Origin of the sequence: Pseudomonas sp. NFACC42-2 (genome assembly GCF_900116055.1) — a bacterium.
In the GTDB taxonomy this organism is placed as follows: domain Bacteria; phylum Pseudomonadota; class Gammaproteobacteria; order Pseudomonadales; family Pseudomonadaceae; genus Aquipseudomonas; species Aquipseudomonas marginalis.
This window is the reverse complement of sequence record NZ_FOZO01000008.1, coordinates 193,722-219,825: the sequence shown is the minus strand read 5'-3', so window position 1 is coordinate 219,825 and position 26,104 is coordinate 193,722. Positions and strand designations below refer to the sequence as shown.

24 protein-coding genes are annotated in these 26,104 nt (G+C 62.5%); 8 read left to right on the top strand and 16 right to left on the bottom strand.

Annotated features, from left to right (window positions below):
* Positions 1-8: 8 nt before the first annotated feature.
* The gene (locus BM416_RS17295; protein ID WP_092488854.1) at positions 9-1,118 is read right to left on the bottom strand and encodes a 2-aminoethylphosphonate--pyruvate transaminase; all 1,110 of its coding nucleotides are present in this window, start codon (positions 1,116-1,118) and stop codon (positions 9-11) included.
* A 113-nt stretch (positions 1,119-1,231) separates the two neighbouring features.
* On the opposite strand from BM416_RS17295, the gene BM416_RS17290 reads away from it, so the two are divergent.
* Both BM416_RS17290 and BM416_RS17285 read left to right on the top strand, forming a co-directional pair.
* Positions 1,232-2,089 (top strand): LysR substrate-binding domain-containing protein, encoded by an 858-nt coding sequence (locus BM416_RS17290; protein ID WP_092488853.1) that lies wholly within the window; start codon positions 1,232-1,234, stop codon positions 2,087-2,089.
* Positions 2,090-2,187: 98 nt separating this feature from the next.
* Positions 2,188-2,895, top strand: a complete 708-nt coding sequence (locus BM416_RS17285) for a YebC/PmpR family DNA-binding transcriptional regulator (protein WP_027606258.1) — start codon at positions 2,188-2,190, stop codon at positions 2,893-2,895.
* Positions 2,896-2,971: 76 nt separating this feature from the next.
* On the opposite strand, the gene BM416_RS17280 is transcribed toward BM416_RS17285, so the two are convergent.
* From BM416_RS17280 to BM416_RS17265, 4 genes are all read right to left on the bottom strand, one after another.
* Positions 2,972-4,276, bottom strand: coding sequence for a protein kinase (locus tag BM416_RS17280; RefSeq protein WP_092488874.1), 1,305 nt, complete (start codon positions 4,274-4,276; stop codon positions 2,972-2,974).
* Positions 4,277-4,316: 40 nt separating this feature from the next.
* Positions 4,317-5,411: a cell division protein ZapE gene (gene zapE, locus BM416_RS17275; RefSeq protein WP_092488852.1), complete on the bottom strand. Its 1,095-nt coding sequence runs from the start codon at positions 5,409-5,411 to the stop codon at positions 4,317-4,319.
* A gap of 62 nt (positions 5,412-5,473) precedes the next feature.
* Positions 5,474-6,211, bottom strand: a complete 738-nt coding sequence (locus BM416_RS17270; protein ID WP_092488851.1) for an anti-sigma factor family protein — start codon at positions 6,209-6,211, stop codon at positions 5,474-5,476.
* Positions 6,208-6,714, bottom strand: coding sequence for an RNA polymerase sigma factor (locus BM416_RS17265; RefSeq protein ID WP_027606262.1), 507 nt, complete (start codon positions 6,712-6,714; stop codon positions 6,208-6,210). The genes BM416_RS17270 and BM416_RS17265 overlap by 4 nt, the downstream gene beginning before the upstream one ends.
* Positions 6,715-6,883: 169 nt before the next feature.
* Here BM416_RS17265 and BM416_RS17260 point away from each other — a divergent pair, with 169 nt between their 5' ends.
* Both BM416_RS17260 and BM416_RS17255 read left to right on the top strand, forming a co-directional pair.
* Positions 6,884-7,966, top strand: a complete 1,083-nt coding sequence (locus BM416_RS17260; protein ID WP_092488850.1) for a catalase family peroxidase — start codon at positions 6,884-6,886, stop codon at positions 7,964-7,966.
* Positions 7,963-8,502 (top strand): cytochrome b, encoded by a 540-nt coding sequence (locus tag BM416_RS17255; RefSeq protein WP_065940125.1) that lies wholly within the window; start codon positions 7,963-7,965, stop codon positions 8,500-8,502. The genes BM416_RS17260 and BM416_RS17255 overlap by 4 nt, the downstream gene beginning before the upstream one ends.
* Positions 8,503-8,520: 18 nt before the next feature.
* Here the strand turns inward: BM416_RS17255 and BM416_RS17250 are convergent, their stop codons facing one another.
* Positions 8,521-9,672, bottom strand: a complete 1,152-nt coding sequence (locus tag BM416_RS17250) for a M14 family metallopeptidase (protein ID WP_092488849.1) — start codon at positions 9,670-9,672, stop codon at positions 8,521-8,523.
* A 464-nt stretch (positions 9,673-10,136) separates the two neighbouring features.
* Complete coding sequence (locus BM416_RS17240) at positions 10,137-10,487, bottom strand: DUF6124 family protein (RefSeq protein ID WP_092488847.1); 351 nt, start codon at positions 10,485-10,487, stop codon at positions 10,137-10,139.
* A gap of 131 nt (positions 10,488-10,618) precedes the next feature.
* Between BM416_RS17240 and BM416_RS17235 the strand changes: the two genes are divergently transcribed.
* Positions 10,619-11,254: a LexA family protein gene (locus BM416_RS17235; RefSeq protein WP_092488846.1), complete on the top strand. Its 636-nt coding sequence runs from the start codon at positions 10,619-10,621 to the stop codon at positions 11,252-11,254.
* Here the strand turns inward: BM416_RS17235 and BM416_RS17230 are convergent.
* From BM416_RS17230 to BM416_RS17215, 4 genes are read right to left on the bottom strand one after another with little or no spacing between them, the layout of a single operon-like run.
* Positions 11,251-13,176 (bottom strand): acetyl/propionyl/methylcrotonyl-CoA carboxylase subunit alpha, encoded by a 1,926-nt coding sequence (locus BM416_RS17230; RefSeq protein ID WP_092488845.1) that lies wholly within the window; start codon positions 13,174-13,176, stop codon positions 11,251-11,253. The genes BM416_RS17235 and BM416_RS17230 overlap by 4 nt on opposite strands.
* Entirely contained in the window at positions 13,173-13,979 is an 807-nt protein-coding gene (locus BM416_RS17225) for a gamma-carboxygeranoyl-CoA hydratase (protein WP_092488844.1), read from the bottom strand. Before BM416_RS17225 ends, BM416_RS17230 begins: the two co-directional genes overlap by 4 nt.
* A gap of 14 nt (positions 13,980-13,993) precedes the next feature.
* Positions 13,994-15,601: a carboxyl transferase domain-containing protein gene (locus BM416_RS17220; RefSeq protein ID WP_092488843.1), complete on the bottom strand. Its 1,608-nt coding sequence runs from the start codon at positions 15,599-15,601 to the stop codon at positions 13,994-13,996.
* Positions 15,602-15,612: 11 nt separating this feature from the next.
* Complete coding sequence (locus tag BM416_RS17215; protein WP_092357658.1) at positions 15,613-16,776, bottom strand: isovaleryl-CoA dehydrogenase; 1,164 nt, start codon at positions 16,774-16,776, stop codon at positions 15,613-15,615.
* A gap of 150 nt (positions 16,777-16,926) precedes the next feature.
* On the opposite strand from BM416_RS17215, the gene BM416_RS17210 reads away from it, so the two are divergent.
* Complete coding sequence (locus BM416_RS17210; protein ID WP_092488842.1) at positions 16,927-18,564, top strand: AMP-binding protein; 1,638 nt, start codon at positions 16,927-16,929, stop codon at positions 18,562-18,564.
* 543 nt (positions 18,565-19,107) lie between these two features.
* On the opposite strand, the gene BM416_RS17205 is transcribed toward BM416_RS17210, so the two are convergent.
* The 3 genes from BM416_RS17205 to BM416_RS17195 form a co-directional block, all read right to left on the bottom strand.
* A complete protein-coding gene (locus BM416_RS17205; RefSeq protein WP_092488841.1) occupies positions 19,108-20,007 on the bottom strand; it encodes a hydroxymethylglutaryl-CoA lyase in 900 nt (299 codons plus the stop codon).
* Positions 20,008-20,023: 16 nt separating this feature from the next.
* The gene (locus BM416_RS17200) at positions 20,024-20,416 is read right to left on the bottom strand and encodes a MerR family transcriptional regulator (protein WP_027606274.1); all 393 of its coding nucleotides are present in this window, start codon (positions 20,414-20,416) and stop codon (positions 20,024-20,026) included.
* Positions 20,417-20,530: 114 nt separating this feature from the next.
* Positions 20,531-21,466, bottom strand: coding sequence for a LysR family transcriptional regulator (locus BM416_RS17195; protein WP_027606275.1), 936 nt, complete (start codon positions 21,464-21,466; stop codon positions 20,531-20,533).
* Between the two features lie 166 nt (positions 21,467-21,632).
* Here BM416_RS17195 and BM416_RS17190 point away from each other — a divergent pair, with 166 nt between their 5' ends.
* On the top strand, positions 21,633-22,862 hold the full coding sequence (locus BM416_RS17190) for an acyl-CoA dehydrogenase (RefSeq protein ID WP_032860248.1): 1,230 nt from the start codon (positions 21,633-21,635) through the stop codon (positions 22,860-22,862).
* A gap of 122 nt (positions 22,863-22,984) precedes the next feature.
* Here the strand turns inward: BM416_RS17190 and BM416_RS17185 are convergent, their stop codons facing one another.
* Positions 22,985-24,319, bottom strand: coding sequence for a substrate-binding domain-containing protein (locus BM416_RS17185; protein ID WP_092488840.1), 1,335 nt, complete (start codon positions 24,317-24,319; stop codon positions 22,985-22,987).
* A gap of 149 nt (positions 24,320-24,468) precedes the next feature.
* Positions 24,469-25,281: an exodeoxyribonuclease III gene (gene xthA / locus BM416_RS17180; RefSeq protein ID WP_092488839.1), complete on the bottom strand. Its 813-nt coding sequence runs from the start codon at positions 25,279-25,281 to the stop codon at positions 24,469-24,471.
* 168 nt (positions 25,282-25,449) lie between these two features.
* Here xthA and BM416_RS17175 point away from each other — a divergent pair, with 168 nt between their 5' ends.
* Positions 25,450-26,094, top strand: a complete 645-nt coding sequence (locus BM416_RS17175; RefSeq protein WP_092488838.1) for a GNAT family N-acetyltransferase — start codon at positions 25,450-25,452, stop codon at positions 26,092-26,094.
* The last annotated feature ends 10 nt before the right edge of the window (positions 26,095-26,104 follow it).

Here is a 26,104-nt window from a genome sequence, read left to right as displayed (position 1 = left end):
AGGGGCAATCAGATGTCCGACACTTCCATTTCTTCCAGCACCTCGGCGATCGCCTTGACCGCTGCGCGCATCCCTTGCGCATCGACATGGCCGATGCAGCCCACGCGGAATGTCTCCACCTGGGTCAATTTGCCGGGGTACAGAATGAACCCCTTGGCCTTGACCCGTTCGTAGAAGTCCTTGAACTGGTAGCGCGGGTCCTGCGGTGCGTGAAAGGTCACGATGATCGGTGCCTGGATCGCCGCCGGCAGGAAGCTGCGCAGGCCCAGTGCGGCCATGCCGTCGAGCAAGGCCTGGCAGTTGTCGGCATAGCGTCGGTGGCGCGCGGGCAGGCCGCCTTCTTCCTGGTATTGCAGCAGCGCTTCGTGCAGGGCGGCGACCACATGGGTCGGCGGGGTAAAGCGCCATTGGCCGGTCTTGGTCATGTAGCTGTGCTGGTCTAACAGGTCCATCGCCAGGGAATGGCAGTTGCCCTGGGCGGCGGCCAGCGCCTGTTTGTTCGCGAAGACGAAGCCCATGCCCGGCACGCCTTCCAGGCACTTGCCGGAGGCGGCGATCAGTGCGTCGAACGGCACTTCGCGGGCATCGATCGGCAGCGCACCGAAGGAGCTCATGGCGTCGATGATCAGGCGCTTGCCGTGGTGTTTGACGACCTCGGCGATCTGCGGCAGCGGGTTGAGAATGCCGGTGCTGGTTTCGCAGTGGATCAACGCAACGTGGGTGATGGCGCTGTCTGCCGCCAGCAGGCGGTCCACATCGGCGGCGGTGGTGGGCTGGTCCTCGGCGGTTTCAAAGGTGCTGAAATCACGGCCGAGCACTTCGCAGATCCTGGCCAGGCGCTTGCCGTAGGCGCCGTTGATCAGCACCAGCACCTTGCCGTCACGCGGTACCAGAGTGCCGATGGCGGCCTCGACCGCAAAGGTGCCGCTGCCTTGCAACGGCACGCAATGGTGGCTGCCTTCGTCGTGGAGGATCGCCAGCAATTGCGCGCAGACGCTGGCGGTGAGTTGGTTGAAACGGTCATCCCATGAACCCCAGTCCACCATCATGGCCCGGCGGGTGCGGTTCGATGTGGTCAGGGGGCCAGGGGTCAGCAGGATCGGCGCGGCAGGGGTCATCTCAAGTCCTCGCAAGGCATCGGGGGGTGAAGCTACGGCGCCTAAATTGCAGTTTGGCTTGTTATCAATCAAATTGTTTGTTGTTATGCGAGCTATCAGTGAGGCCGATAACCATGAACCTGTTCCAACTGCGCGCGTTCGACGCCGTGGCCCGCGAGGGCAGTTTTACCCGTGCTGCCGCGCGCCTGTTCATCAGCCAACCGGCGGTGACCGGGCATATCAAGGCCCTGGAGGAGCACTACCAGATCCCGTTGCTGCGTCGCACCGCGCGGCGGGTGGAGTTGACCGAAGAGGGCGCGCGGCTGGCGGCGATCACACGGGCGATCTTTGGCCTGGTGGACGAAGCCCAGACCATGCTGGAGGCCAACTGCCAACTGCTGAGCGGGCGCCTGGAAGTCGCGGCGGACGGCCCGCACCTGGTGATGCCGATGATTGCCAGCCTGCGCGCGCGCTACCCCGGGATTACCGTCAACCTGCGCCTGGGCAATGCCCAGGAAACCCTGGCCGCGCTGTTGTCCGAACATGCCGATGTGGCGGTACTCACCGAAGTGGAGCCGCGCAATGGCCTGCACCTGCAACCGTTGAGTGAGTCGCGGCTGTGCGCATTGGTGCCGGCCAGCCATGCGTGGGCGCAGCAACCCGAGGGTATTCGTCTCGAGCAACTCAACGACGTGATCATGGTGCTGCGCGAGCCCAGTTCCATCACCCGGCGCACCTTCGATGACGCCTGCATGGCCGCGAATGTGCAGCCCAAGGTGTTGCTGGAACTGGACAGCCGCGAGGCGGTGACCGAAGCCGTCGCCGCTGAGCTGGGAGTGGGCGTGGTCTCGTCCATGGAAGTCAGCCCCGACCCACGGGTGCAGGCGGTGCCGATTGAGGGCGGGGGGCTGGTCAACCGGCACCTGCTCGGTTGCATGGAGCGGCGCCGCTCGTTGCGCCTGATTCAGGCGGTTTTCGAGTTGGCGCCCTGAGGGTTTTTGGTGGAACGATGCGTTCTCGCGCTATAAACTCTGCCCCCAAAGCGCCGGCCAGTAGACGTTTCGGCGCGATGTATAGAAGAGAGTGAGTCATGGGCGCACAGTGGAAAGTCAAACATAAAGAAGCGGCATCCAATGCCAAGGGCAAGATCTTCGGCAAGCTGGTGAAAGAAATCACCATCGCCGCCCGCAACGGTGCCGACACCGCGACCAACGCCCACCTGCGTCTGGTGGTGGAACAGGCCAAAAAGGCCTCGATGCCCAAGGAAACCCTGGAACGCGCGATCAAGAAGGGCGCCGGTCTGCTCGGTGAAACCGTGCAATACCACCGCGTGACCTACGAAGGGTTCGCCCCGCACCAGGTACCGCTGATCGTCGAGTGCGTGACCGACAACATCAACCGCACCGTGGCGGAAATCCGCGTGGCGTTCCGCAAGGGACAGCTGGGTGCTTCCGGCTCCGTGGCCTGGGATTTCAACCACGTCGGCCTGATCGAAGCCTCGCCGGACACCCCGGATGCCGATGCGGAGATGGCAGCGATCGAAGCCGGTGCGCAGGACTTTGAAGACGGCGAAGAAGAAGGCACCACCCTGTTCATCACCGAGACCACCGACCTGGACGCCGTGCAAAAGGCCCTGCCGGAACAGGGTTTCACCGTGCTGTCGGCCAAGTTGGGTTACATCTCGAAGAACCCGGTAAGTGGCCTGACCGATGAGCAGATGGCTGAAGTCGAAGCCTTCCTCGAAGGCCTGGACAACCATGATGACGTGCAGGATATGTTCGTCGGCCTGGCGGGCTGATTTATCAACTGAAGAAACGCGATCCAAATGTGGGAGGGGACAAGTCGAATCGTCGCACCGCCCCTCCCACATTTGTTTAGTGGTGTTGGATGGATTGCAGCAGGGCGTTGATTTCTTCGAAGCCTGGTCGTGACAACACGTCGGGCTGGCAACAGCTTTTCTGCAAATCCAACAGCACCTCGTCAGACAACCCCGCTTCAACCCGCTCCAGCAATTCCCCCAGCAGCACCCCGAACGCGCGCACTTCAATGCGTTGCAAGGCTCGCGTTTCCAAGGTGTCTGCCTTGGCATGAAACGACGCCGCACCGAAGTCGCCGAGCAAACAATCGCCCGCGTCATTCCACAGGATATTGTGCCCGTACAGGTCGCCATGGGTGATGCCGTGCCGGTGCAGATGCGCCGCCACGGAGGCGATGCCCCGGGCCATGCGCAAGGCTGTATCGACGCTGAAGCGGGTGGCGGGGTCGTAGACGTCGCGGGTGCACGAGGCCAGGCTCGGCAGGCCGGCGAGGTTGCGGTAGCTCGGGTCGATCAGGTCCATGACCAATGCGGCCTGATCCTCGGGGGCACCCACCACGCGGCCTTGCACCTTGATCAGGTTAGAGTGCAACCCGGCGGCGATGCAGGCCTGCATTTCGTGCAGCGGCGAGCCATCGCTGGTGATCGTGCCTTTGTACAGCTTGACGGCGACGGGCTTGGCCGTGGGGGTCCACAGGGCCTTGCGAATAACCCCCGAGGCACCTTCGCCCAGCACCTCGGCGAGTTCCAGTTCCGTCCAGGGAATAGTCGCTGTCGTGTCGTCCACCGCCACATCCACGGCCATTTCCACCGGGTTGCCCGCATAGGCCAGCCACGTCAGGCTTGGCAGCGTCAACAGCCATTCGGGCAGGCGCGTGAGGCGGTTGGAGGCAATGCGGATCAGCTCCAGGTTACTGCAGTTGGCCAGGCTCTGCGGCAACTGCGTCAGTTGGTTCCCGGCGAGCATCAGTTTCTGCAGCAGCGGCCGCTCACCCAACTCGCTGGGTAACCGGCTGATGCGGTTGTCGGTGAGGATCAGCCAGCGCAGCAACGGCGGCAGCGCGGCGGCGGGCACGTGGCTGATCTGGTTGGCCTTGAAGCCGATCATGCTCAGTTTGGCGCATTGGCCCAGGCATTCCGGCAGTTCGGTAAAGGCGTTGTCCGAGCAGAACAGCACGCGCAGGTGCGGCAGGCGGTGCAGGTCGTCGGGCAGGCGGCTCAGGGCATTGCCGCTGAGGTTGAGGATTTCCAGGGAGTCGGCCAGCCCGAAGATTTCCTCAGGGAATTCGGTGAGCCCGCAGGACAGGTCCAGGCGCGTAATGCCGACCAAGTGGCCGGCCTTGAGTTGGGCGAGGGTATTCATGAACGGCGCGGTCACTCGGCAAGGGGGGCGTAAAAGGCACTCATGATACCGGGTCGCACGCCCGTTGCGGGTCGGCCTGTTGCAATTGGTTCAGGCGGCTGGCGGTGCGCGCCAGGTCGATGGCCTGGCCGCTCATGGCCTGTGCCAGCGGTTGTTCGCCGATCAGGATCAGGTGCTTGTCCTTGTCGTAAAGCACGTCCACCAGGTTGATAAAACGTTGCTGCACGGCGATCGGGCAGTCTGCCAGGCGGGGCAGTCCGTCGATGACCCAGTGATCGAACGCCTCGCACAGCAACAGGTAGTCCATCACCGCCGTCAGCTGTTCGCACAGGTCGTTGAAGGAGAATACGATGGTGCGTGCATGATGCTGGCGGCAGATCAATGTGCGGTTGCCCACCGTCAGCGTCTGCGTCGGGCCGCCGCTGACAGGCAGGCCGAGCGCCGCACGCTGGGCCTGCGTGCCCGGCCACAGGTAACAGCCGGTGGTAAAGCGCTGCACGGCATGGGCCTGGGGCAGGCTGCGAAAGTCCTCGGGCGAACTGACTTCCAGCACGTCCATACGCGCGGCAATCAAGTCGATCACCGGCTTGAAACGCTCGTGGTACAGCGGGTTGGGCAACAGCCCTTCGGGTGGATAGTTGGAGGTGACCAGCACCCACACGCCACGCTGGAACAGGGCCTTGAACAGCCGGGTAATCAGCATGGCGTCGCCGATGTCGTGCACGTGGAACTCGTCGAAACACAGCACGCGACAGCCGTCGAGCAGTTCGTCCAGGGTCATGGCCAAGGCATCGTCCGTCGCCTGATGCGTGAACATACCGCGGTGCAGTCGGGCGAAAAACTCATGGAAATGCACCCGTTGTTTCTCGGCGATGGGCAGCGCCTGGAAGAAACCGTCCAACAGCCAGCTTTTGCCACGCCCCACCGGGCCGTGCAGGTACAGGCTACGGGTCGGCTGTCTGGCGAGCAGGTGCCGGGTCTGGCGCGCCATCGCGGTGATGGCCTGGGCTTGACCAGCACTGAGGGTGTAACCCAGTTGTCGGGTTTTGTCCTGAAAGAACGTCTGGATGGGCGTGTCGTCCAGTGTGTCGGTTTTTTTACCGAGCAAACGACGGATAAGGGGGAGCACGGCCAATGCGAGTCACTCTGTAGTGCGGTGGTCGCTTACTTTAGGGCGCCGCTGGCGATTTGACCAATCTAGAACGGCTGCAGGGGTGGCGTCGGCTGGTCCGTCGGGCTGACCACCGCATAGTTGTAGCCGCCGCCGGACCAGTATTGCGCTTGCAACCCATCCGCCGTGCGCTCGCCACGGGGCAGGAAACCGTTGTCCGGGCCCGGTGGGCGGATGTAGAAGCTGATGCGCCGACCTTGGGTGTCCTGGTACAGCACCATGGCGGCGGCGCCTTGATCGGTGGTGAGCAGTCGCCCGCTGACGGGCGTGAAGCCCGCCTGGCTCAAGTCCGGCAGGCGATGGGCTTGATTGAAGTAGCGGTCGAGCCACGCCTGCATCGTGCCGCGGTCCTGGCCGTTGTAGTCGGCGGGCATGATGCCCTCCTGGGCAAACAGGCGGAACGCTTGCATCGCATCGGCCATCGGCAGCAGCGGCGGTTGCGTGGCTTCACGGGCCTGCCAGCCGCCGAGGCCGCCGAGGCTGACGGCCATCAGCAGCACTGCGGCGGTGGCAAAGCGGCGGCGCGCCTGGTGCTTGAGGCGCTGGCGAATCAGCGCCGGGTCCAGCGCCGGGTTGGCCGGTTGTTGCAGGGCGCCGCTCAAGGACGCGCGCAGCAATTGCGCGTCCTGCTGCCACGCCTGCACTTGGGCCGCGACCTCGGGGTGGGCGGCCAGGTAGGTTTCGAGCACACGGCGATCACTGTCCAGGAGTTGGTGATCGACGTAGGCATGCAGGTCGCGTTCGCTGGGGGGCAGGCTGATCATTTGAGTATCCGCAGGGAAGGGCTGGCGATGTCGCCATCGCTGAGTTGACGCAACGCTTGGCGCGCCCGGGACAGGCGCGACATCACGGTGCCGATCGGCACCTCGAGTATTTGCGCGACTTCCTTGTAGCTCAAGCCCTCCACCGACACCCACAACAGCAGCGCGCGTTGTTCGGTGTTGAGTTGGTCGAAGGCTTGCAGGGTCGCCTGGGCGATGACGGTGCGTTCCACCGACGGCTGCGCGTCATCGCGGCCGGTAAAGAATTCCAGCATGCGTGCATAGCGCCGGGTGCGGCGGTGGGCATCGAGGAACTGCCGGTAGAGGATCGAGAACAGCCAGGCGCGCAGATCGCCCTCGATGCGTTTGTCGGCCCAACGGGTGATCGCCCGCTCCAGGGTTGCCTGCACCAGGTCGTCGGCACTGCTGGCGTTACGGGTCAGGGACACAGCGAAACGCCGCAGCCTGGGGATGAGTTCACGTAACGGTTCGTCGAGTTCATGCATGGGTGTCTGGCTGGTCACTACGCTGGGATTAGAGAGACGTCCGGCGTGAACGGTTATTCCCAGCGGTGGAAAATAAATCCAGGGCCTGGGAATAGAGCGGATCGGCGTTCGTCTTAATGCTCCGACCTTATGGTTACCCCCAAAGGCCTTCAGGCCCTGGAGTCTGTTCATGGTAGATCACTCATCACCGCCACGTCCCCCGTTAAGCACGGCGAGCCTGATCGCGCGACTAGCGGGTATTGGTGCCGTGGTCGCGGTTATGGCCGGGGCATTTGCCTACGTCAACGGCAGCCTCGACCCACAACGCCTGCGCCCGAAAACCCTGGTCAATGCCCTGGAAACCAACAACGGCGTGCACCCGGGATTCCGGCGTAACCATGCCAAGGGCGTGTGCGTGGCCGGGTATTTCGAAAGCAGTGCCGAGGCGCGTGCCTACTCCCGCGCCGAGGTGTTCAGCGCGGCCAGGACGCCGTTGATCGGCCGCTTCGCCTTGCCCAGCGGCAACCCCTATGCGCCGGACAGCAGTGTGCCGATCCGCAGCTTTGCCGTGCAGTTCAGTCTGGCCAATGGCCAGCAATGGCGCACCGGCATGAACAGCATGCCGGTGTTCCCGGTGGGCACGCCCGAGGCGTTCTACCAGTTGCTCAAGGCCGGCGCGCCGGACCCGGCCACCGGCAAGCCGAACCCGGCGAATATGCCGGCGTTTTTTGCCGCTCACCCTGAGGCGGCGCCATTCCTGGCGTGGGTCAAGACGGCCAGGCCATCGGCCAGTTATGCAACCGAAACCTATAACGGTATCAACGCGTTTTATTTGGTGAGTGCCGAGGGCAAGCGCCAGGCCGTGCGTTGGGGCGTAGTGCCCCAGAGTCAGGATGCAGCGGGGGAGACCGCACCGACTGGCGCCGACTTTCTGGAGAAAGACCTGGTGCAACGCCTGGCCTCAGGGCCGTTGCGTTGGCAATTGAACATGACCCTGGCCAACCCCGGCGACCCGCTGGAGGACGCGAGCAAACCCTGGACCGGTGAGCACAAGGTGTTGAATGCCGGCACCCTGGTGCTGCAAAGCAGCCAGCCTCAGGCTGACGGCGATTGTCGCGACATTAATTTCGATCCGTTGATTTTGCCCAGCGGCATCGAAGCCTCCAATGATCCGCTGCTGGCTGCACGTTCGGCGGCGTATGCCAGTTCGTACCTGCGCCGTGCCGGTGAAGTCAGCCCCTTGCACAGTGCCCCAGCGGAGTCGAAGCCATGAATGCCCAACCGCGGTTTTTTGCCCCCCTGGCGCGCCTGCTGCACTGGTTGATGGCGCTGATGGTCATCGCCATGTTGTTTATCGGCGCAGGCCTGGCGGCGTCAGTGTCGGAACGGCATGAGTGGTTGATCCACCTGCACAAGCCGCTGGGGATCGCGATCCTGGTGCTGGTGATCGTGCGCCTGGCGGTGCGCTTTTCCACCCGCCAGCCGCCGTTGCCGTCTGACTTGCCGCTGTGGCAGGTGCTGGCAGCCAAGGCGTCCCATCTGGTCTTGTATGGGTTGATGCTGGTGTTGCCGCTGCTGGGCTGGGCGATGATTTCGGCGGCGGGCGACCCGGTGATGCTCAGCAGTTCGGTGCAGTTGCCGGCGCTGGTGGCGGCGGATGCACCGCTGTTTGCGCTATTGCGCAAGGCCCATGGATATCTGGCGTACCTGCTGTTCCTGACGGTACTGCTGCACCTGGCGGCGGCGCTGTTCCATGGGTTGATTCGGCGCGATGGTGTGTTGCAGAGCATGACCGGCACCAAGGACTGATGCCGGGGCGTGAGGACGTCAGCGCAGGACCGTAACGATATCGGCGACGGTGCTCAAGACGTCCTTGGCCAGTTGTTTGGAACGTTCGCCTGACCAACCGGTTTTCGGGTTGGGGGCGTCGTCGTTGTCCTTGAACGGCATTTCGAGCGTCAGGGACAGGCAGTCGTATTTTTCCCCGACGGCATTGCAGGCCAGGGTCATGTTGGCTTCACCCGGCAAGTCACGGGTGTAGCCGTGGGTGGTTTGGAAGTCACGGGTCAGCGAACTCAAATGGCTGCGGAAGCGTTTTTCCAGCGCTTCAATACGCGGGGTGTAGCCGGGGTTGCCTTCGCACGCGGCGGTGAACACGTAGGGGATTTCTTCGTCGCCGTGGATATCGAGGAACAGGTCGACACCGTACTGCTGCATTTGCTGTTGCACGAACAGCACTTCCGGGCTGATCTCCAGGCTGGCGCTTTGCCAGGCGCGATTGAGGTCCTGGCCCATGGCGTTGGTGCGCAGGTGACCGTGGAAGGCGCCGTCGGGGTTCATGTTCGGCACCAGGTACAGGTCGGCAACGGCCAGGAGCTTTTTCATCTCGGCATCGCCATCCTGTTGCAGGCGTTCGATGATGCCCTCCATGAACCATTCGGCCATGTGCTCGCCGGGGTGCTGCTGGGCAATGATCCAGACATTGCGCCGGCCTTCGCCGCCTTTGCCACGTCGCAACAGTTGGATATCGCGGCCCTCGACACTTTTGCCGGTGGCCAGCAGTTGGGTGCCGGCGTACTTCATGGCCTGGTCGATCAGCCAGTCGTGGCGTTCGCGGCTGTAGGGCTCGAAGTAGGCCAACCAGGCATGTTTCTCACGGGTTTCGAGGCTGATGTGCAGGATCTCGCCGTCGAAGCGCGTAGGGACTCGGAACCAGTTGACGTGATCATAAGACGCGACAGCGTTGTAGCCGCTCCAGGCGTGCTTATACGAAGAACCACCGGCGTTGCTCAGGCGAAAATTATGGGTGTGACCCACGTGCATGCCTTCGGCTTTGAAGTGGAACCATTGGTAATGGTGGCTGCGGGTATCGGGCTGGATGGCCAGCAGCAACTGGTAGGCGTCGCTGGCGTCGAGCACCTGGATATTGCCACTGTCGAAGTCGGTGCTGATCTTGATGGAGGTCAAGGCCACGGTCATAGTCTGGTTGCCTGAATATGAGTGTTGTGGCGGCTATATTACACAGGAGTCTGGTAAAGCCTGGATGCAAAATTGTTGCGGGGAGGGGGGGCGTCGTCCGTGACGCCGCCGCAGCTTAGAATCTATGAGATTGATTCTCAAGCGCTATTTCGCAGAGATGTGCGCTGGAGCGCTGGACTGGCTTTCTTTTGGCGATGGTCTTTTGCTACCATGCGCGCCATCAAGCAACACACAGTCTTCATTAGCCTGAAGCCATGCCAGGGAAACTGGCAAAAAAAAGACCCGGCCAAAGAGCCGGGTCAAAAACCGTGATTAGCCTGATGAGGAGATATTCCAAGAGTCCGACCTAAGGTCCCTTGGTCTATCGACTGATCTCGCGATCAGCTGGGTCCAATAATAATCATTATCATTTGCAAGTCAAATGTTTTTATCCATGGGATAGAAATATTTTTCTTTCGCGGCTGTTATCCGTTCGCCCGAACCTCCGGTGCCCGCAACGACCGCTCGACCATCGCCTTCGCCATATCAATCAAATACACCACTGAAAACGCCAGGTCGCGCTGGTTGCCCTGATGGCTGCTCGCTGATTCGTAGGCTGTGGCAGCGGCACTGCGCAACAGGTCCGAGGCGTGCACCAGGGCTTCCTCCTGGCTGATGCCGGGCTTGATGGCGAAAAAGCTGTCATCCGGGATGGGTGCAGACATATTTTCTTTCAAGTAGAAGTCCAAGGCACGCTGGGCAGCACCGCTGCTGCGCAGGCCTTGAACGTCATCGTTTTCGGGTGTTTCAGGCAGGGGATACGGGCTCGTCGTCATAAGGGGCGGTACTCTGGGTGGGTGTCGAAAACCTTATGCCCGATGATAGTACGTATCGTATTTATGTCGTTTTATGGATTACTACAAACTGTTTATTGCCCTGGAAACTGGCTGACGTATTGTCGGCGGCCATGGATAAATGGATAGCGTTGGTCAAGGCCAACATGAAAGACCGCAAGGTCACCCAGGGTGAGCTGGCTGAACGCTTGGGCATGTCCCAGGGGGGCGTTGGCCACTGGCTCAACAAGCGCCGCGTGCCGAGCCTGGTGGACATGAACCGGGTGCTGGTGGAGTTGGGGCTGGGCGACCTGGAAGTGGTGCAGGAGCTGCGTGAGAAGGCCGACGAGGTCGTAGACCCGGCAAGACAGTACACGGCGTATTTTCGCTACCCGGTCAGCGAGTGGAAAGGCCTGGGCGAAACGCGCGAAGAGCGCCCGGCCTATGGCGCCGCACGCTTCGAGCTGACGGATTACCACGCCCGGGGCGACGCCTTCTGGCTGCCGGTGACAGGCGACGCCATGACCGCGCTCAGCGGCCCGAGCATCGCAGCGGGGATGATGATCCTGGTGGATCCGGCCATCGCCGCCGAACCGGGCAAATTGGTAGTCGCCCAACGGGCCGGCAGTAGCCAGGCGACCTTCCGGCAGTTGCTGGAAGAGAGCGGCCAGCTCTACCTGGTGCCGCTCAACCCCACCTACCCGAAACTGCTGTTCACCGTTGATTGCCGCATCCTCGGCGTCGTCGTGCAGGCCACGGTGAAGTTCTAGTCCGCCGTTTCGAGCTCCACCAACGCGCACCCTTCGGCAACCATTTCGCCCTCCTGGCAGAACAGCGCCTTGACTACCCCGGCCTGGGGCGCGCGGATGCTGTGCTCCATCTTCATCGCTTCGAGCACCACCAACTGGGTGCCGGCCTCCACCGTTTGGCCGACGTCCACCAGTACCCGCACGATGCTGCCGTTCATGGGTGCCGTGAGGCCGCCCTGGTGCGACTGGCTGGCCTCGACTGCGGCAATCGGATCGAACAGGCTCACGCCCTGCATCTCGCCGTCCCAACGCAGGAAAACCCTGTGCTCGTTGCGCACTGCCAGATGTGAACGACGGACGCCCTGGTGTTCGATCACTAACTGTTCGCCCTGCAATGTCGCGGCGACGGCGGCCAGTGTCACCAGGCGGTCCTGGCCATTGCAGCTCAAGTGCAGCGAGACCTCGGCGGGCAGTCCCGCACGGAATCCACCGGTGTCCGCCCATGGCCCGTTACCTGGGGGCAAGCTCTGCATGAAGGCAGAACCTGCGGCCTGCCAGAATTCATCGCTCAACGCGCCGGGCACTGGCAGCAGATCGTCCTGATAGCGCGGAATGAACCCGGTATCCAACTCGGCCGCCGCAAATGCCGGATGGCCAATAATGCGCCGCAGGAAGCCCAGATTGGTCTTCAGCCCGCCCACGGCAAACTCGTCGAGCATGCTCAGCAAGCGCAGGCGCGCCTGTTCACGGTCTTCGCCCCAGGCAATCAGCTTGCCGAGCATCGGGTCGTAGAACGGCGACACGTCGTCTCCTTGCTCGACACCACTGTCCACGCGACGCCCCGGACCCGGCGCGGACTCGCGATACAGCGCCAGGTGCCCGGTGGCGGGCAGGAAGTCGTTGGCCGGGTCTTCGGCGTACAAGCGCACTTCAATCGCATGGCCGATCAGCGGCACCTGCTCCTGGGTGATCGGCAGCGCCTCGCCCTGGGCGACGCGAATCTGCCAGGCCACCAGGTCCAGGCCGGTAATCGCTTCGGTGACCGGGTGTTCCACCTGCAGCCGGGTGTTCATCTCCATGAAGAAAAACTCGCCGCGCGCATCCAGCAAGAACTCCACCGTGCCCGCGCCGACATAACCGATGGCCTGGGCCGCACGCACCGCCGCTTCGCCCATGGCCTTGCGCTGTGCAACGCTCAGCCCCGGTGCCGGGGCTTCCTCGACGACCTTTTGGTGGCGGCGTTGGATCGAGCAATCCCGCTCGTTGAGGTACAGGCAATGCCCATGCTGATCGGCAAATACCTGGATCTCTACGTGGCGTGGCTTGAGCAGGTATTTCTCCACCAGCATCTGCCCATTGCCGAAGGACGACAGCGCCTCACGCTGGGCCGAGGCCAGGGCGTCGGCGAGTTGGCTGACATCCTCCACCACCTTCATGCCCTTGCCGCCGCCACCGGCCGTGGCCTTGAGCAGCACCGGATAGCCGATGCGCTCACAGGCGGCGCGGAAGGTTTCCAGGTCCTGCTCTGTGCCGTGATACCCAGGCACCAGGGGCACGCCGGCGGTTTCCATCAGGGCCTTGGCGGCGGACTTACTGCCCATGGCGTCGATGGCCGAGGCGGGCGGCCCGAGGAAGATCAGGCCCGCCGCCTCGATCGCACGGGCAAACCCGGCGTTTTCCGACAGGAAGCCGTAGCCTGGGTGAATGGCCTGGGCACCGCTGGCCTGGGCGGCGGCGATCAGTTTGTCGATTTGCAGGTAGCTCTCGGTGGCCTTGCTGCCCCCCAGGTCGACACGAATATCCGCCTCGCGGCTGTGTCGCGCATCACGGTCGACGGCGCTGTGCACCGCCACGGTGGTCAGGCCCATGGCTTTGGCGGTGCGCATCACCCGGCAGGCAATCTCGCCGCGGTTGGCCACCAGTACGGTGGTCAGCGTGCTCATGAACGCGGCTCCTGGGGCTGCCAGCTGGGTGGGCGTTTTTGCAGGAACGCGCGCAAGCCCTCCTGGCCTTCGGCGCTGACACGGATGCGCGCAATGGCATTTTCGCAATAGCGGCGCAGGGCAGGGGTGAGCGCGCCGTTACCGACTTCGCGCAGCAGGTCCTTGCTGGCGCGCATCGCTGCCGGGCTGTTATGCAGCAGGTGGGTGATCCACTGTTCCACCTGTTGGGCCAGTTCGCCAATCGGGTAGCTTTCCGCCAGCAGGCCGATTTCCCGGGCACGCTGGCCGCCAAAGCGCTCGGCGGTCAGGGCATAGCGCCGCGCCGCCCGTTCGCCGATGGCCTGCACCACGAACGGGCTGATCACGGCCGGGGCCAGGCCGATGCGCACTTCCGACAGGCAGAACTGCGCGTCATCGGCGCCGATGGCCATGTCGCAGCAACTGATCAGGCCCAGCGCGCCACCGTAGGCCGCGCCTTGCACCACCGCCAGGGTCGGGATTTTCAGCTTGGCCAGGTTGTACATCAGCTCCGCCAGTTCGCGGGCGTCGTCCAGGTTGGTGTGGTAATCCAGCTCGGCCGACTGCTGCATCCAGGCCAGGTCGGCACCGGCGCTGAAGTGCCTGCCACGCCCTCGCAGGACCAGGAAACGCAGGGACGCATCACCTTGCACATGGTCGAGGGCGATGATCAGTTCGCGGATCATCTCGGCGTTGAACGCGTTGTTCTTGGCTTCTCGGCTGAGCCACAGGGTGGCAAAGCCACGGCTGTCGGTGATCAGTTCGAGGGTATTGAAATCGCTCATGGGTACGGCTCCATTTACATGCGGAACACGCCGAAGCGGCTCGGCTCGATGGGGGCATTCAGCGCGGCGGACAAGGCCAGGGCCAGCACATCGCGGGTCTGCATCGGGTCGATGACGCCGTCGTCCCACAGGCGTGCGCTGGAGTAATAAGGGTGACCCTGGGTTTCGTACTGGTCGAGGATCGGCTGCTTGATCGCCGCTTCCTCTTCAGCGCTGAAACCGACGCCTGCCCGTTCAGCCTGCTCACGCTTGACCTGCACCAGCACGCCTGCGGCCTGTTCGGCGCCCATCACACCAATCCGCGCGTTGGGCCACATCCACAAAAAACGCGGGTCATAGGCGCGGCCGCACATGCCGTAGTTGCCGGCGCCGAAGCTGCCGCCGATGATCACCGTGAATTTCGGCACCTTTGCACACGCCACTGCGGTCACCAGCTTGGCGCCGTGCTTGGCGATGCCCCCGGCTTCGTATTTCTGGCCGACCATAAATCCGGTGATGTTCTGCAGGAACAGCAGCGGAATCCCCCGTTGGCAGGCCAGCTCGATAAAGTGCGCGCCTTTTTGCGCGGCTTCGGCGAACAGAATCCCGTTGTTCGCCAGGATCGCAATCGGGTAGCCGTGCACATGCGCGAAGCCGCACACCAGGGTGGTGCCGAACAGCGCCTTGAACTCATCGAACACCGAGCCATCCACCAGCCGTGCGATCACTTCGCGCACATCGAACGGCTGCTTGGCATCGGCCGGGATCACGCCGTAGAGCTCTTCGCTGCTGTACAACGGCGCCACGGGCGTGCGTTGCAGCAATTGGCCCTGCTTGCGCCAATTGAGGTTGGCCACGCTGCGGCGGGCCAGGGCCAGGGCGTGTTCATCACTGTCGGCATAGTGGTCGGCGACGCCGGATATCCTGCAGTGCACGTCGGCACCGCCGAGGTCTTCGGCGCTGACCACTTCACCGGTAGCCGCCTTCACCAATGGCGGGCCGGCCAGGAAGATGGTGGCTTGGTTGCGCACCATGATCGCTTCGTCGGCCATGGCCGGCACGTAGGCGCCACCGGCGGTGCACGAGCCCATCACCACGGCGATCTGCGGGATGCCCTGGGCACTCATGTTGGCCTGGTTGAAGAAGATCCGCCCGAAGTGTTCGCGGTCGGGAAACACTTCATCCTGGCGCGGCAGGTTGGCGCCGCCGGAGTCCACCAGGTAAATGCACGGCAGGCGGTTCTGTTCGGCGATGGTCTGGGCGCGCAGGTGTTTTTTCACCGTGAGCGGGTAGTAGGAGCCGCCTTTCACCGTGGCGTCGTTGGCGACGATCATGCATTCGACGCCTTCCACGCGGCCGATGCCGGCGATCACGCCGGCGGCCGGCACGTCTTCGCCATACACCTGATGGGCGGCCAGTTGGCTGAGTTCGAGGAACGGCGAGCCTGGGTCCAGCAGGCGATTGATGCGCTCGCGCGGCAGCAGTTTGCCGCGCGAGGTGTGGCGCTCCTGGGCCTTGGCGCCGCCGCCTTGCTGCACATGGGCGAGCAGGGTGTGCAGGGCGTCGACCTGTCGGCGCATCGCCGCGCTGTTGCTGGCGAACTCCGCCGAGCGTGGGTTGAGCTGGGTGTACAAGGTGGCCATGGGGCGCTCCTTCAGCGGGTTTCGTTGAAGAGTTCGCGACCGATCAGCATCCGCCGAATCTCACTGGTGCCGGCGCCGATTTCATACAGCTTGGCGTCCCGCAGCAGGCGCCCGGCGGGGAATTCATTGATGTAGCCATTGCCGCCGAGGATCTGGATCGCGTCGAGGGCCATTTGCGTGGCGCGTTCGGCGCTGTACAGGATGACCCCGGCCGCGTCCTTGCGCGTGGTTTCGCCGCGTTCGCAGGCCTGGGCCACCGCGTAGAGGTAGGCGCGGCTGGCGTTGAGCTGGGTGTACATGTCGGCGACCTTGCCCTGGATCAGCTGGAACTCGCCGATGCTTTGACCGAACTGCTTGCGATCGTGGATGTACGGCACGATCAGGTCCATGCACGCCTGCATGATCCCGGTGGGGCCGCCGGACAACACCACGCGCTCGTAATCGAGGCCGCTCATCAGCACTTTCACGCCGCCGTTGAGCACGCCGAGGATGTTTTCTTCCGGCACTTGCACGTCATCGAAGAACAGTTCGCAGGTGTTGGAGCCACGCATGCCGAGCTTGTCGAACTTGTTGCTGCGGCTGAAGCCTTTCCAGTCGCGCTCGACGATAAACGCGGTGATGCCGTGGGGGCCCTTTTCCAGGTCGGTCTTGGCGTAGATCACATAGGTGCTGGCGTCGGGGCCGTTGGTGATCCAGGTCTTGCTGCCGTTGAGCACGTAGTGGTCGCCGTGCTTGTCGGCGCGCAGTTTCATCGAGACCACATCGGAACCGGCGTTGGGCTCGCTCATGGCCAGGGCGCCGACGTGTTCGCCGCTGATCAGTTTGGGCAGGTACTTGAGTTTCTGTTCGTGAGTACCGTTGCGGTTGATCTGGTTCACGCACAGGTTGGAGTGGGCGCCGTAGGACAACGCCACCGAGGCCGAGCCACGGCTGATTTCTTCCATGCTCACCACGTGGGCCAGGTAGCCCAGGCCGGCGCCGCCGTATTCTTCCGGTACGGTGATGCCCAGCAGGCCCATGTCCCCGAACTTGCGCCACAGGTCGGCGGGGAACAGGTTGTCGATGTCGATCTGTGCCGCACGGGGGGCGATTTCCTTGGCCACGAAGGACTGCACCTGGTCGCGCAGCATGTCGATGGTTTCACCGAGGGCGAAGTTCAGGGACGGGTAACTCATGGACAGGCACCTTAATGTGAGCGTTGTTGTTGTGTGGATGGCGCGCCAGGGAAGGGCGCTCACCTTTACGTTAACGTAAGCTTGCGTTACGGTGCTGTCAATCGTAGTTTACGTATACGTCAACCTACAAAAAAGACAACAGGGGTCGTTATGGATCAACCGCATCCGAGCTACAGCCGTGGCTCCCAGGACAAGGCCTTGCTGGCCATGACCATTGGCCAGGCCTTCGATCACACCGTGGCGCAACACCCCGATGGCGAGGCCCTTGTGGTGCGCCATCAGCAGCGTCGCTACACCTGGCGGCAACTGGCCGAGACCGTCGAGGTGCACGCTCGCGCGTTCCTGGCCTTGGGTATGCAGACCGGCGACCGCCTGGGGATCTGGGCGCCCAATTGTGCCGAGTGGTGCATCAGCCAGATCGCCAGCGCCAAGATTGGCGTGATCCTGGTCAATATCAACCCGGCGTATCGCAGCAGTGAACTGGACTACGTGCTCAAGCAGTCCGGCTGCGAGTGGCTGGTGTGCGCCGGCGCGTTCAAGACCTCCGACTACCACGCGATGCTGCAGGCATTGCAGCCTGAGCTGCGCGGCATGATCAGCCTCGACCCCACCCCGCCCCCGGGCTTCCTGCCCTGGTCGGAACTGGCGGCCCTCGGTGCTGGTCTGCCGCCCGAGCAATTGCACAGCCGCCAGGCCAGCCTGCACTTCGATCAAGCCGTCAATATCCAGTACACCTCCGGCACCACCGGTTTCCCCAAGGGCGCCACCCTCAGTCATCACAACATCCTCAATAACGGCTATATGGTCGGCGAAAGCCTGGGCCTCACCGCGCAGGACCGCCTGGTGATCCCGGTGCCGCTGTACCACTGCTTCGGCATGGTGATGGGCAACCTGGGCTGCATCACCCATGGCACCACCATGATCTACCCGAATGACGGCTTCGATCCACTGCTGACCCTCACCGCCGTCGCCGAAGAACGTGCCACCGGCCTGTACGGCGTGCCCACCATGTTTATTGCCTTGCTCGATCACCCGCGCCGGGGCGAGTTCGAGCTGTCCACCCTGCGCACCGGCATCATGGCCGGCGCCACGTGCCCCATCGAGGTGATGCGCCGGGTCATCGGCGAATTGCACATGGGCGAGGTGCAGATTGCCTACGGCATGACCGAGACCAGCCCCGTATCCCTGCAAACCGGCGCGGATGACGATCTGGAGCGCCGCGTGACCACCGTCGGCCGCACCCAGCCGCAACTGGAAAGCAAGATCATCGATGAAGCCGGTAACACGCTGCCCCGTGGCCAGGTCGGCGAACTGTGCACCCGTGGCTACAGCGTGATGCTCGGCTACTGGAACAACCCCGACGGCACCCGCGAGGCCATCGACGCTGCGGGCTGGATGCACACCGGCGACCTGGCCACCATGGATGCCCATGGCTATGTGTGCATCGCCGGGCGCAACAAGGACATGATCATTCGCGGTGGCGAAAACGTGTACCCGCGCGAGGTGGAAGAGTTTTTCTTCACCCACCCGGCGGTGGCCGATGTACAGGTCATCGGCATTCCGGACGAGCGCTACGGCGAGGAGATCGTGGCCTGGGTCAAGCTACATCCCGGTCATGTGGCCAGCGAACAGGAACTGCAGACCTGGTGCAAGGGCCGCATCGCGCACTTCAAGACGCCGCGGTATTTCAAGTTCGTGGAGGAGTTTCCGATGACGGTGACGGGCAAGATCCAGAAATTCCGCATGCGCGAGATCTCGATCGAAGAGCTGGGGGCAGGGCAGGGTTAAAGGCCAGAAAGCACAAAGGGGACCCGAAGGTCCCCTTTAATTTGTCGTTGCGTGCTCTTTTTTTATTATTGAGGGGCGGTCTATTGTTGTTTTTGGCAACCGTTACCCTTTACCGCTGTTTTTGGCGACCCCCATCCGGGGTCAAGAGCAAACGTATTTTTTTGAGCGCTGATCTGCTTCTTCGTTAACGATCCAACCAGTGGGTAGCTACCTGAGGTAGTTTTATTTTTCTCTAACCGGTTGCGGGTTTCGGCATGCCGGACCCTGCGAAGCACATCTTCTCCAAAAAAATCTGTTAGCTGCGTCTCTGCCGTGTTGTTTTTGTTATGTCAGAGTCGTTTCGTCTTATTTTTATTAGGTTTGGCGCTTTTTATTCTTGTTATGCCATAGAGATAGCAGAAGGCGTGCCAACTTTTTAAATTCCTTTAAAATCAATAAGTTAATTTTTTTAGTAGGCCTTGACCTACAGAAAATACGACAAAATATGTTCCCGTGTTACTCGATGTGTAGCCGTGCGGTAACACATTGTCACGGCTACGCTACTCAAACGGCTGTCCGCGCCTTGGCTACGCGCGAGCCCGTGGGGCGGCCGAGGACATGGCTGATTTGCAGGCCCGCGCGAATCAATGCGTCCAGGTCGATGCCGGTGTCGATCCCGAGGCCATTGAGCAGGTACAGCACATCTTCGGTGGCGACGTTACCGCTGGCGCCCTTGGCATAGGGGCAGCCGCCGAGGCCTGCAATAGAGCTGTCGAATACCGTAATGCCTTCCAGAAGGCCGGCATAGATATTGGCGATGGCCTGGCCATAGGTGTCATGGAAGTGGCCCGCCAGTTTGTCCCGTGGCACCTGCGCGCCGACCACCTCGAACAGCCGCCGCGTGTTGCCCGCCGTGCCGGTGCCGATGGTGTCGCCCAGGGACACCTCGTAGCAGCCCATGGCATACAACTCCCGCGCGACCGCCGCCACCTGTTCCGGCGCAATCTCACCTTCGTAAGGGCAACCCAACACACAGGACACATAGCCGCGCACGCTGATGCCGTGCTGCCTCGCCGCCGCCATGATCGGCGCAAAACGCTCCAGGCTTTCGCTGATGGAACAGTTGATATTGCGCTGGGAAAACGCCTCGGAGGCTGCGGCAAACACCGCCACTTCCTTCACGCCCGCCGCCAGCGCGTCCTCGAAACCACGCAGGTTTGGCGCCAGCGCACCGTAGGTTACGCCGGGCTTGCGCTGGATCTGCGCGAACACGTCGGCGGAACCGGCCATTTGCGGCACCCACTTGGGCGAGACAAAACTGCCGACTTCGATATAGCTCAGGCCCGCCGCGCTGAGGGCATCCACCAATTGGACCTTGTCGGCCACGCTGATGGGCTGGGCTTCGTTCTGCAAGCCGTCGCGCGGGCCGACTTCCACCAGGCGCACATGGGAGGGGAGGGACATGGCAGCTACCTTCTGATCAATGGCCAACCTGGCCCATGGTTTGCGCCAGGGCCTGGGTGCAACGCTCTTCGGCGGTGTCCAGTTCCAGCTTCATTTGTTCGATATCCAGCAGTTGCTGTTCCAACTGCTCACGGCGCTCGGCGATCTTGGCCAGCATGCTGTTGAGTTGGATCTGGTTGCCGCCGGTGGGGTCGTAGAGTTCGATCAGCTCACGGCACTCGGCCAGGGAAAAACCGATGCGTTTGCCCCGCAGGATCAGCTTGAGGCTGACCTTGTCCCGCGCCGAATAAATGCGCTCCTGCCCCCGACGTTCCGGGGCCAGCAGGCCTTGTTCTTCATAGAAGCGAATGGCGCGGGTGGTGATGTCGAGCTCGCGGGCGAGGTCGGAGATGCTGTAGGTCGTGCTCATGGGGGCGCTCAAGAAGGTCTTGGCGCTAAGCTAATGTCAGGTTGACGTAAACGTCAAGGGCCGCTGCGCAGCCCATCGGGGCAAGCCCCCTGCCACAGGGGGCGCTCTTCAGCCTCAGGCCTGTTGTTTGTCCAGCTTCTTCTCGTGGGCGGTGACTTGCTGGCACAACTCGATCATCTGCTCGCGCATCCAGCGGTTGGCCGGGTCCTGGTCGGTGCTTTCATGCCAGTACAGGTGGGTTTCCACCGGTGGCACGTCGTTGACCGGCAGGTTGAACCAATGCAGCTCATGGCGGCGGGCGAAACGTTCGGGCACGGTCATGACCATGTCGGTCTGCTGCAACACTTGCGAGGCCATCAGGTAATGCTGGGAGCGCAGGGCGATCTTGCGTTGGATGCCCATCTTGCCCAGGGCCAGGTCGACGTGGCCCAAGCCGTTGCGGCGGCTGGAGATATGGATATGGGTCAGCGACAGGTAGTCATCCAGGGTGAACTTGTCCTTGCCCGCCATGGGATGGCCCTTGCGCATGGCGCACACGTAGCGGTCTTCCATCAGCTTGACGTGGCGCACCTGCGGGTCGGTGTTGAGCGGCGCATCCACGGCAAAATCCAGGCGCCCGGCCGCCAGTTCCTTGGTGGTCTCGCGGCGTTTGGACAGGAAACTCTCGATCACCACGGTGGGCGCCAGGCGGCGCAGGCGTTGGAACAGCAGCGGCAGAATCACCGCTTCGGTGAGGTCGGTCATGCTGATGCGGTAGGTCTTGGCCGCCTGCTGCGGATTGAAGATGCGGCTTTCCTGCACCGACACCCGTAGCAACGACAGCGCATTGCGCACCGGGCCGATGATGTTCTGCGCCATCGGCGTGGGCACCATGCCTTGGGCGGTGCGCACGAACAGCGGGTCGTTGAACGTCTCGCGCAGGCGCGCCAGGGCGTTGGACACCGCCGGCTGGGTGATGCCGACAATCTGCCCGGCGCGGGTCAGGTTGGCTTCGGTGTAGATCGCGTCGAAGACGATAAAGAGGTTGAGGTCGACCTTGCTCAGATTCATTGGGTTGCGCTCTTATTATTAGGTGGCGATTTGTTACGTGCTCATACGTCGATCATATATCGGTGATGAATGTTAATACACGCCGAGAATAGGCTAGGTAAATTATCAGCGCTGTTCTAGCATCGATTGCATGACCTAAACAACCTCTCAAAGAAGGGAGCTGCTCATGGATTTCGCCTATTCGCCCAAGGTTCAGGAACTGCGTGAACGCGTCACAGCGTTCATGGACGCTTACGTTTACCCGGCCGAGCCGGTGTTCGAACGCCAGGTCAGCGAAGGCGACCGCTGGCAGCCCACCGCCATCATGGAAGAGCTGAAGGCCCGGGCGAAAGCCGAAGGCCTGTGGAACCTGTTCCTGCCCGAGTCCGAACTGGGCGCCGGCCTGACCAACCTTGAATACGCCCCCCTGGCCGAGATCATGGGCCGCTCGCTGCTGGGTCCGGAGCCGTTCAACTGCTCCGCCCCCGACACCGGCAACATGGAAGTGCTGGTGCGCTACGCCAACGAAGAGCAGAAACAACGCTGGCTCGAGCCGCTGCTGCGCGGCGAGATCCGTTCGGCCTTCGCCATGACCGAGCCCGATGTCGCCTCCTCGGACGCCACCAACATGGCCGCCCGCGCCGAGCGCCAGGGCGACGAGTGGGTGATCAACGGCAAGAAGTGGTGGACCTCCGGCGCCTGCGACCCGCGCTGCAAGATCCTGATCTTCATGGGCCTGAGCAACCCGGATGCACCGCGCCACCAGCAGCACTCGATGATCCTGGTGCCGGTGGACGCCCCCGGCGTGAAAATCGTACGCCCGCTGCCGGTGTTCGGCTACGACGACGCGCCCCACGGTCACGCCGAAGTGCTGTTCGACAATGTCCGCGTGCCGTACGAAAACGTACTGCTGGGTGAAGGCCGAGGCTTCGAGATTGCCCAAGGTCGCCTTGGCCCCGGCCGTATCCACCACTGCATGCGCTCCATCGGCATGGCCGAGCGCGCGCTGGAACTGATGTGCAAACGCTCCGTCAGCCGCACCGCGTTCGGCAAGCCTTTGGCGCGCCTGGGCGGCAATATCGACAAGATCGCCGACTCACGCATGGAAATCGACATGGCGCGCCTGCTGACCTTGAAAGCGGCGTACATGATGGACACCGTGGGCAATAAAGTGGCGAAAAGTGAAATCGCCCAGATCAAGGTGGTGGCGCCGAACGTGGCGTTGAAGGTGATCGACCGCGCGATCCAGATCCACGGCGGCGCCGGCGTCTCCAACGACTTCCCGCTGGCCTACATGTACGCCATGCAACGCACCCTGCGCCTGGCCGACGGCCCGGACGAAGTGCACCGCGCGGCCATCGGCAAGTTCGAGATCGGCAAGTATGTGCCTAAAGAGTTGATGCGCAGCGGGCAGTAACACCGCGTCGCCTGAATCGGGGGCAAGCCCCCTCCCACATTTTGATTTGGGAATACATTCAAAGTGTGGGAGGGGGCTTGCCCCCGATGAGGCCGGATCAGGCCCTGAAGATCCAGCAGCCCTCAGTACACCCAAACCTCCACCCGCCGATTCTTGATCCGCCCCTCATCCGCCGTATTTGTCGCCACCGGCATCTGTGCGCCGAAGCCGCGAATATCGCGCAATACCACGCCGTTCTTGACCAGCTCCCGGCGCACCGCCATCGCTCGCAGCTTGGACAGCAGCGCGGCCCGTTGCGGGTCATTCTTGGCATCGCCGAATCCCACCAGCGTTACCTGCTTGTCGAGTTGGTTGTGGCTCTTTATATAGGCCACGACGCGTTGCACATCCTGGCGCGCCTTGTTGTCCAGGCTGGCGCTGCCTTCCTCGAAGCGAAAATTCACGCTCAAACGCTGGGCGTCACGGGCAATCGCCTGGTAGTCGTCGGGCATCGAAGGGCGCGGCTCCACCGTCATCGCCTGCACCTGCTGCGCAATAAACCCATTGGCCGCCACAATCGCCTGGCCTTTGCTGCTCTGGGCAAAGTCCACCAGGGCCTTGGCCCACGGGTTGCTGGAGGAGGGCGGCAGGTAGAAGAACAGCCGGCGTGACAGCGGGTAATCCTCGGTGGCAATCAGGCTGTTCAACGGCAACATCGGTTGTGAGTCGCCATCGACAATCGCCACTGCCTTGGCCTGGCGCACGTAAGGCAAGCCGATAAAACCGATGCCCTGGGGATCCCGGCTCACCGCATCGGACAACGCTTCGCTGGACTCGAAGCGCTTGGCGGACGCGGCCAGGGGCTTGCCGCCCAGGCGCAGCACCAGGTCCTTGAAGGTGTCATAGGTGCCGGATTGATCATCCCGCGCGTACAGGTGAATGGTGCCGCCGATCCCGCCCAATGCTTCCCAGGTGTTGATTTCGCCGTTGAAAATCTGCGCCAGTTGCTCGGTGTTCAACGTATTCAGCGGGTTGCGCGGGTTGAGGATAATGGCCAGGCCGTCGATGGCGATCACCTGTTCGGCCTCGGGGCTTTTCAGGTCGCCGAGCGGTTCGAGGTCCACCAGTTCACTGTCTTTTATCGGCCGGGACGAGGCGGCCAGGTCGGCGCTGGCGTTTTTCAGCGCGGCAAACCCGGTGCTGGAACCATGGGCCGCCACCTCGACGGTCACCGTCCTGCCCTGGCGCGTCTTGCCGATCACGCGCTGTTCATTGGCGCCCTCGGCCGGTTCGCTGCGCACCGCCTGCAGGCCCTGATGCTCCATCAACCCCTTGACCAACGCCGGCCCCAGCGCCGCGCCAATGGTGTTGGAACCCTGGATGCGCAAAGCCGGGCCTTGGTCGGGAACGGGGAGGGGGGCAGCCACGACGCAGAGGGAAAACGCGCTACACAACAGGAACAGAACGCGCAGCATCATGCCGGCACCTTCTCAAGCCAAAGGGAGTGCCGCGAGATTAAGTCACTTGGATTTCAATAATGTGACTGACAGTCAGCTTATCTGTTACTGATACACCGCGATCGGGGGCAAGCCCCCTCCCACATTTGGCCCGAGTACAGTCAGGGGGATCAGCTCAGTTCAAGCCAGATCGGCGCATGGTCAGACGGTTTCTCCAAGCCCCGCAGGTCGTAATCCACCCCGGCATCCTTGACTCGTGGCAACAAGCCATTGGAGGCCATGATCACGTCAATGCGCAGCCCACGCTTGGGCTCATCCTCGAACCCACGGCTGCGGTAGTCGAACCAACTGAAACGGTCCGCCACCTCGGGATTCAGGTGGCGGAAACTGTCCACCAAGCCCCAGTTCTTCAGGCGCGTCATCCACTCGCGCTCTTCAGGCAGGAAGCTGCACTTGCCGGTTTTCAGCCAGCGCTTGGCGTTGTCGGCACCGATGCCGATGTCGCAGTCTTCCGGGGAAATGTTCACATCGCCCATCACCACCAGGGCCTGGTCGTTGCTGAACTGGCTTTCCAGCAGGTGCTGCAAATCTGCGTAGAAGCGCTGCTTGGCGGGGAACTTGGTCGGGTGGTCGCGGCTTTCACCTTGTGGGAAATAGCCGTTCATGATGGTGATGGGCTGGCCGTTTTCATCGGCGAAGGTGCCCCAGATAAAACGACGCTGGGCGTCTTCTTCATCGCTGGCAAACCCCTTGTGCACGCTCAAGGCTTCTTTGCGCGAGAGCAGCGCTACACCGTAGTGGCCTTTTTGGCCGTGGTAGTACACGTGATAGCCCAGGGCCTGCACTTCGGCCAGAGGGAACTGGTCGTCGTGGACCTTGGTTTCCTGCAGGCCGATCACGTCGGGTTGGTGTTTTTCAATCAGTGCCGCCAGCTGATGAGGGCGGGCGCGCAGCCCGTTGATATTGAAGGAGACGATTTTCATGGTCGGCGGTCCAGTCTGGCAAAAGGGCGATGCTAGCGGACAAGTCTGACGGGGGCCAGCGTGGCGGTAGGACAGATGCACTGCTAATGTCTGGGAACGACTGGTGCTGCGTAGGTTCGTACCCATAAGAACGCCATCTATTGAGTGGCGCCCAGGGAGATTGACCGTATGACTGACACTGCCATTGGCGAAGTTCGCCTGCTCAACAGCGGCTACTCCCGCGAAGCACGCTCGCTGCTGTACCAGGCCTATCGGCATGAGCCGACGTTTGCCTACATCTTCGAGGCGGAACGCGCAGGCTATGAACAACGGGTACGTGCCACGGTGCGCGAACTGGTCAAGCAGCATTTCTTCCAGAAACTTCCCGCCATCGGCCTGTTCGTCAACGACCGCCTGATCGGCATCGCGCTGATCGCGCCCCCGCAGCGGCGCCTGGGGATTACCGAAAGTTGGGCCTGGCAATTGCGCATGTGGTTGAGCACCGGCGTGCGCGGCACCCGGCGCTACCTGGACTACCACTATGCGGTGATGGCCTGCCTGCCCAACGAGTCGGTGCATGTGTTGCCGCTGCTGGGCATTCACCCGCAATTCCAGGGCAAGCACTATGGTGAGCAGTTGCTGGGAGCGGTGCACAACTGGTGCGCGGAAGACCCGCATTCATCCGGTGTGGTACTGGACACGGGGAATTCGCGCTATCTGGAGTTCTACAAACGCCAGGGCTATGAGGAGATCGGCGAAGTGGCGGTAGGACCGATTCTGGAACACGTATTTTTCCACCCCAATCCGCAGGTGTTACATGCTGCAACGGCTTAGCGCAGAATTT

Coding starts and splice junctions, on each gene's coding strand:
- BM416_RS17200 (WP_027606274.1), bottom strand. CDS start 20,416: ATGAGCACGACCTACAGCATCTCCGACCTCGCCCGCGAGCTCGACATC.
- BM416_RS17175 (WP_092488838.1), top strand. CDS start 25,450: ATGACTGACACTGCCATTGGCGAAGTTCGCCTGCTCAACAGCGGCTAC.
- BM416_RS17290 (WP_092488853.1), top strand. CDS start 1,232: ATGAACCTGTTCCAACTGCGCGCGTTCGACGCCGTGGCCCGCGAGGGC.
- BM416_RS17285 (WP_027606258.1), top strand. CDS start 2,188: ATGGGCGCACAGTGGAAAGTCAAACATAAAGAAGCGGCATCCAATGCC.
- BM416_RS17230 (WP_092488845.1), bottom strand. CDS start 13,176: ATGAGCACGCTGACCACCGTACTGGTGGCCAACCGCGGCGAGATTGCC.
- BM416_RS17255 (WP_065940125.1), top strand. CDS start 7,963: ATGAATGCCCAACCGCGGTTTTTTGCCCCCCTGGCGCGCCTGCTGCAC.
- BM416_RS17260 (WP_092488850.1), top strand. CDS start 6,884: ATGGTAGATCACTCATCACCGCCACGTCCCCCGTTAAGCACGGCGAGC.
- BM416_RS17270 (WP_092488851.1), bottom strand. CDS start 6,211: ATGATCAGCCTGCCCCCCAGCGAACGCGACCTGCATGCCTACGTCGAT.
- BM416_RS17295 (WP_092488854.1), bottom strand. CDS start 1,118: ATGACCCCTGCCGCGCCGATCCTGCTGACCCCTGGCCCCCTGACCACA.
- BM416_RS17190 (WP_032860248.1), top strand. CDS start 21,633: ATGGATTTCGCCTATTCGCCCAAGGTTCAGGAACTGCGTGAACGCGTC.
- BM416_RS17250 (WP_092488849.1), bottom strand. CDS start 9,672: ATGACCGTGGCCTTGACCTCCATCAAGATCAGCACCGACTTCGACAGT.
- xthA (WP_092488839.1), bottom strand. CDS start 25,281: ATGAAAATCGTCTCCTTCAATATCAACGGGCTGCGCGCCCGCCCTCAT.
- BM416_RS17195 (WP_027606275.1), bottom strand. CDS start 21,466: ATGAATCTGAGCAAGGTCGACCTCAACCTCTTTATCGTCTTCGACGCG.
- BM416_RS17265 (WP_027606262.1), bottom strand. CDS start 6,714: ATGCATGAACTCGACGAACCGTTACGTGAACTCATCCCCAGGCTGCGG.
- BM416_RS17280 (WP_092488874.1), bottom strand. CDS start 4,276: ATGAATACCCTCGCCCAACTCAAGGCCGGCCACTTGGTCGGCATTACG.
- BM416_RS17205 (WP_092488841.1), bottom strand. CDS start 20,007: ATGTCCCTCCCCTCCCATGTGCGCCTGGTGGAAGTCGGCCCGCGCGAC.
- BM416_RS17210 (WP_092488842.1), top strand. CDS start 16,927: ATGGATCAACCGCATCCGAGCTACAGCCGTGGCTCCCAGGACAAGGCC.
- BM416_RS17185 (WP_092488840.1), bottom strand. CDS start 24,319: ATGATGCTGCGCGTTCTGTTCCTGTTGTGTAGCGCGTTTTCCCTCTGC.
- BM416_RS17235 (WP_092488846.1), top strand. CDS start 10,619: ATGGATAAATGGATAGCGTTGGTCAAGGCCAACATGAAAGACCGCAAG.
- BM416_RS17225 (WP_092488844.1), bottom strand. CDS start 13,979: ATGAGCGATTTCAATACCCTCGAACTGATCACCGACAGCCGTGGCTTT.
- BM416_RS17215 (WP_092357658.1), bottom strand. CDS start 16,776: ATGAGTTACCCGTCCCTGAACTTCGCCCTCGGTGAAACCATCGACATG.
- BM416_RS17220 (WP_092488843.1), bottom strand. CDS start 15,601: ATGGCCACCTTGTACACCCAGCTCAACCCACGCTCGGCGGAGTTCGCC.
- BM416_RS17240 (WP_092488847.1), bottom strand. CDS start 10,487: ATGACGACGAGCCCGTATCCCCTGCCTGAAACACCCGAAAACGATGAC.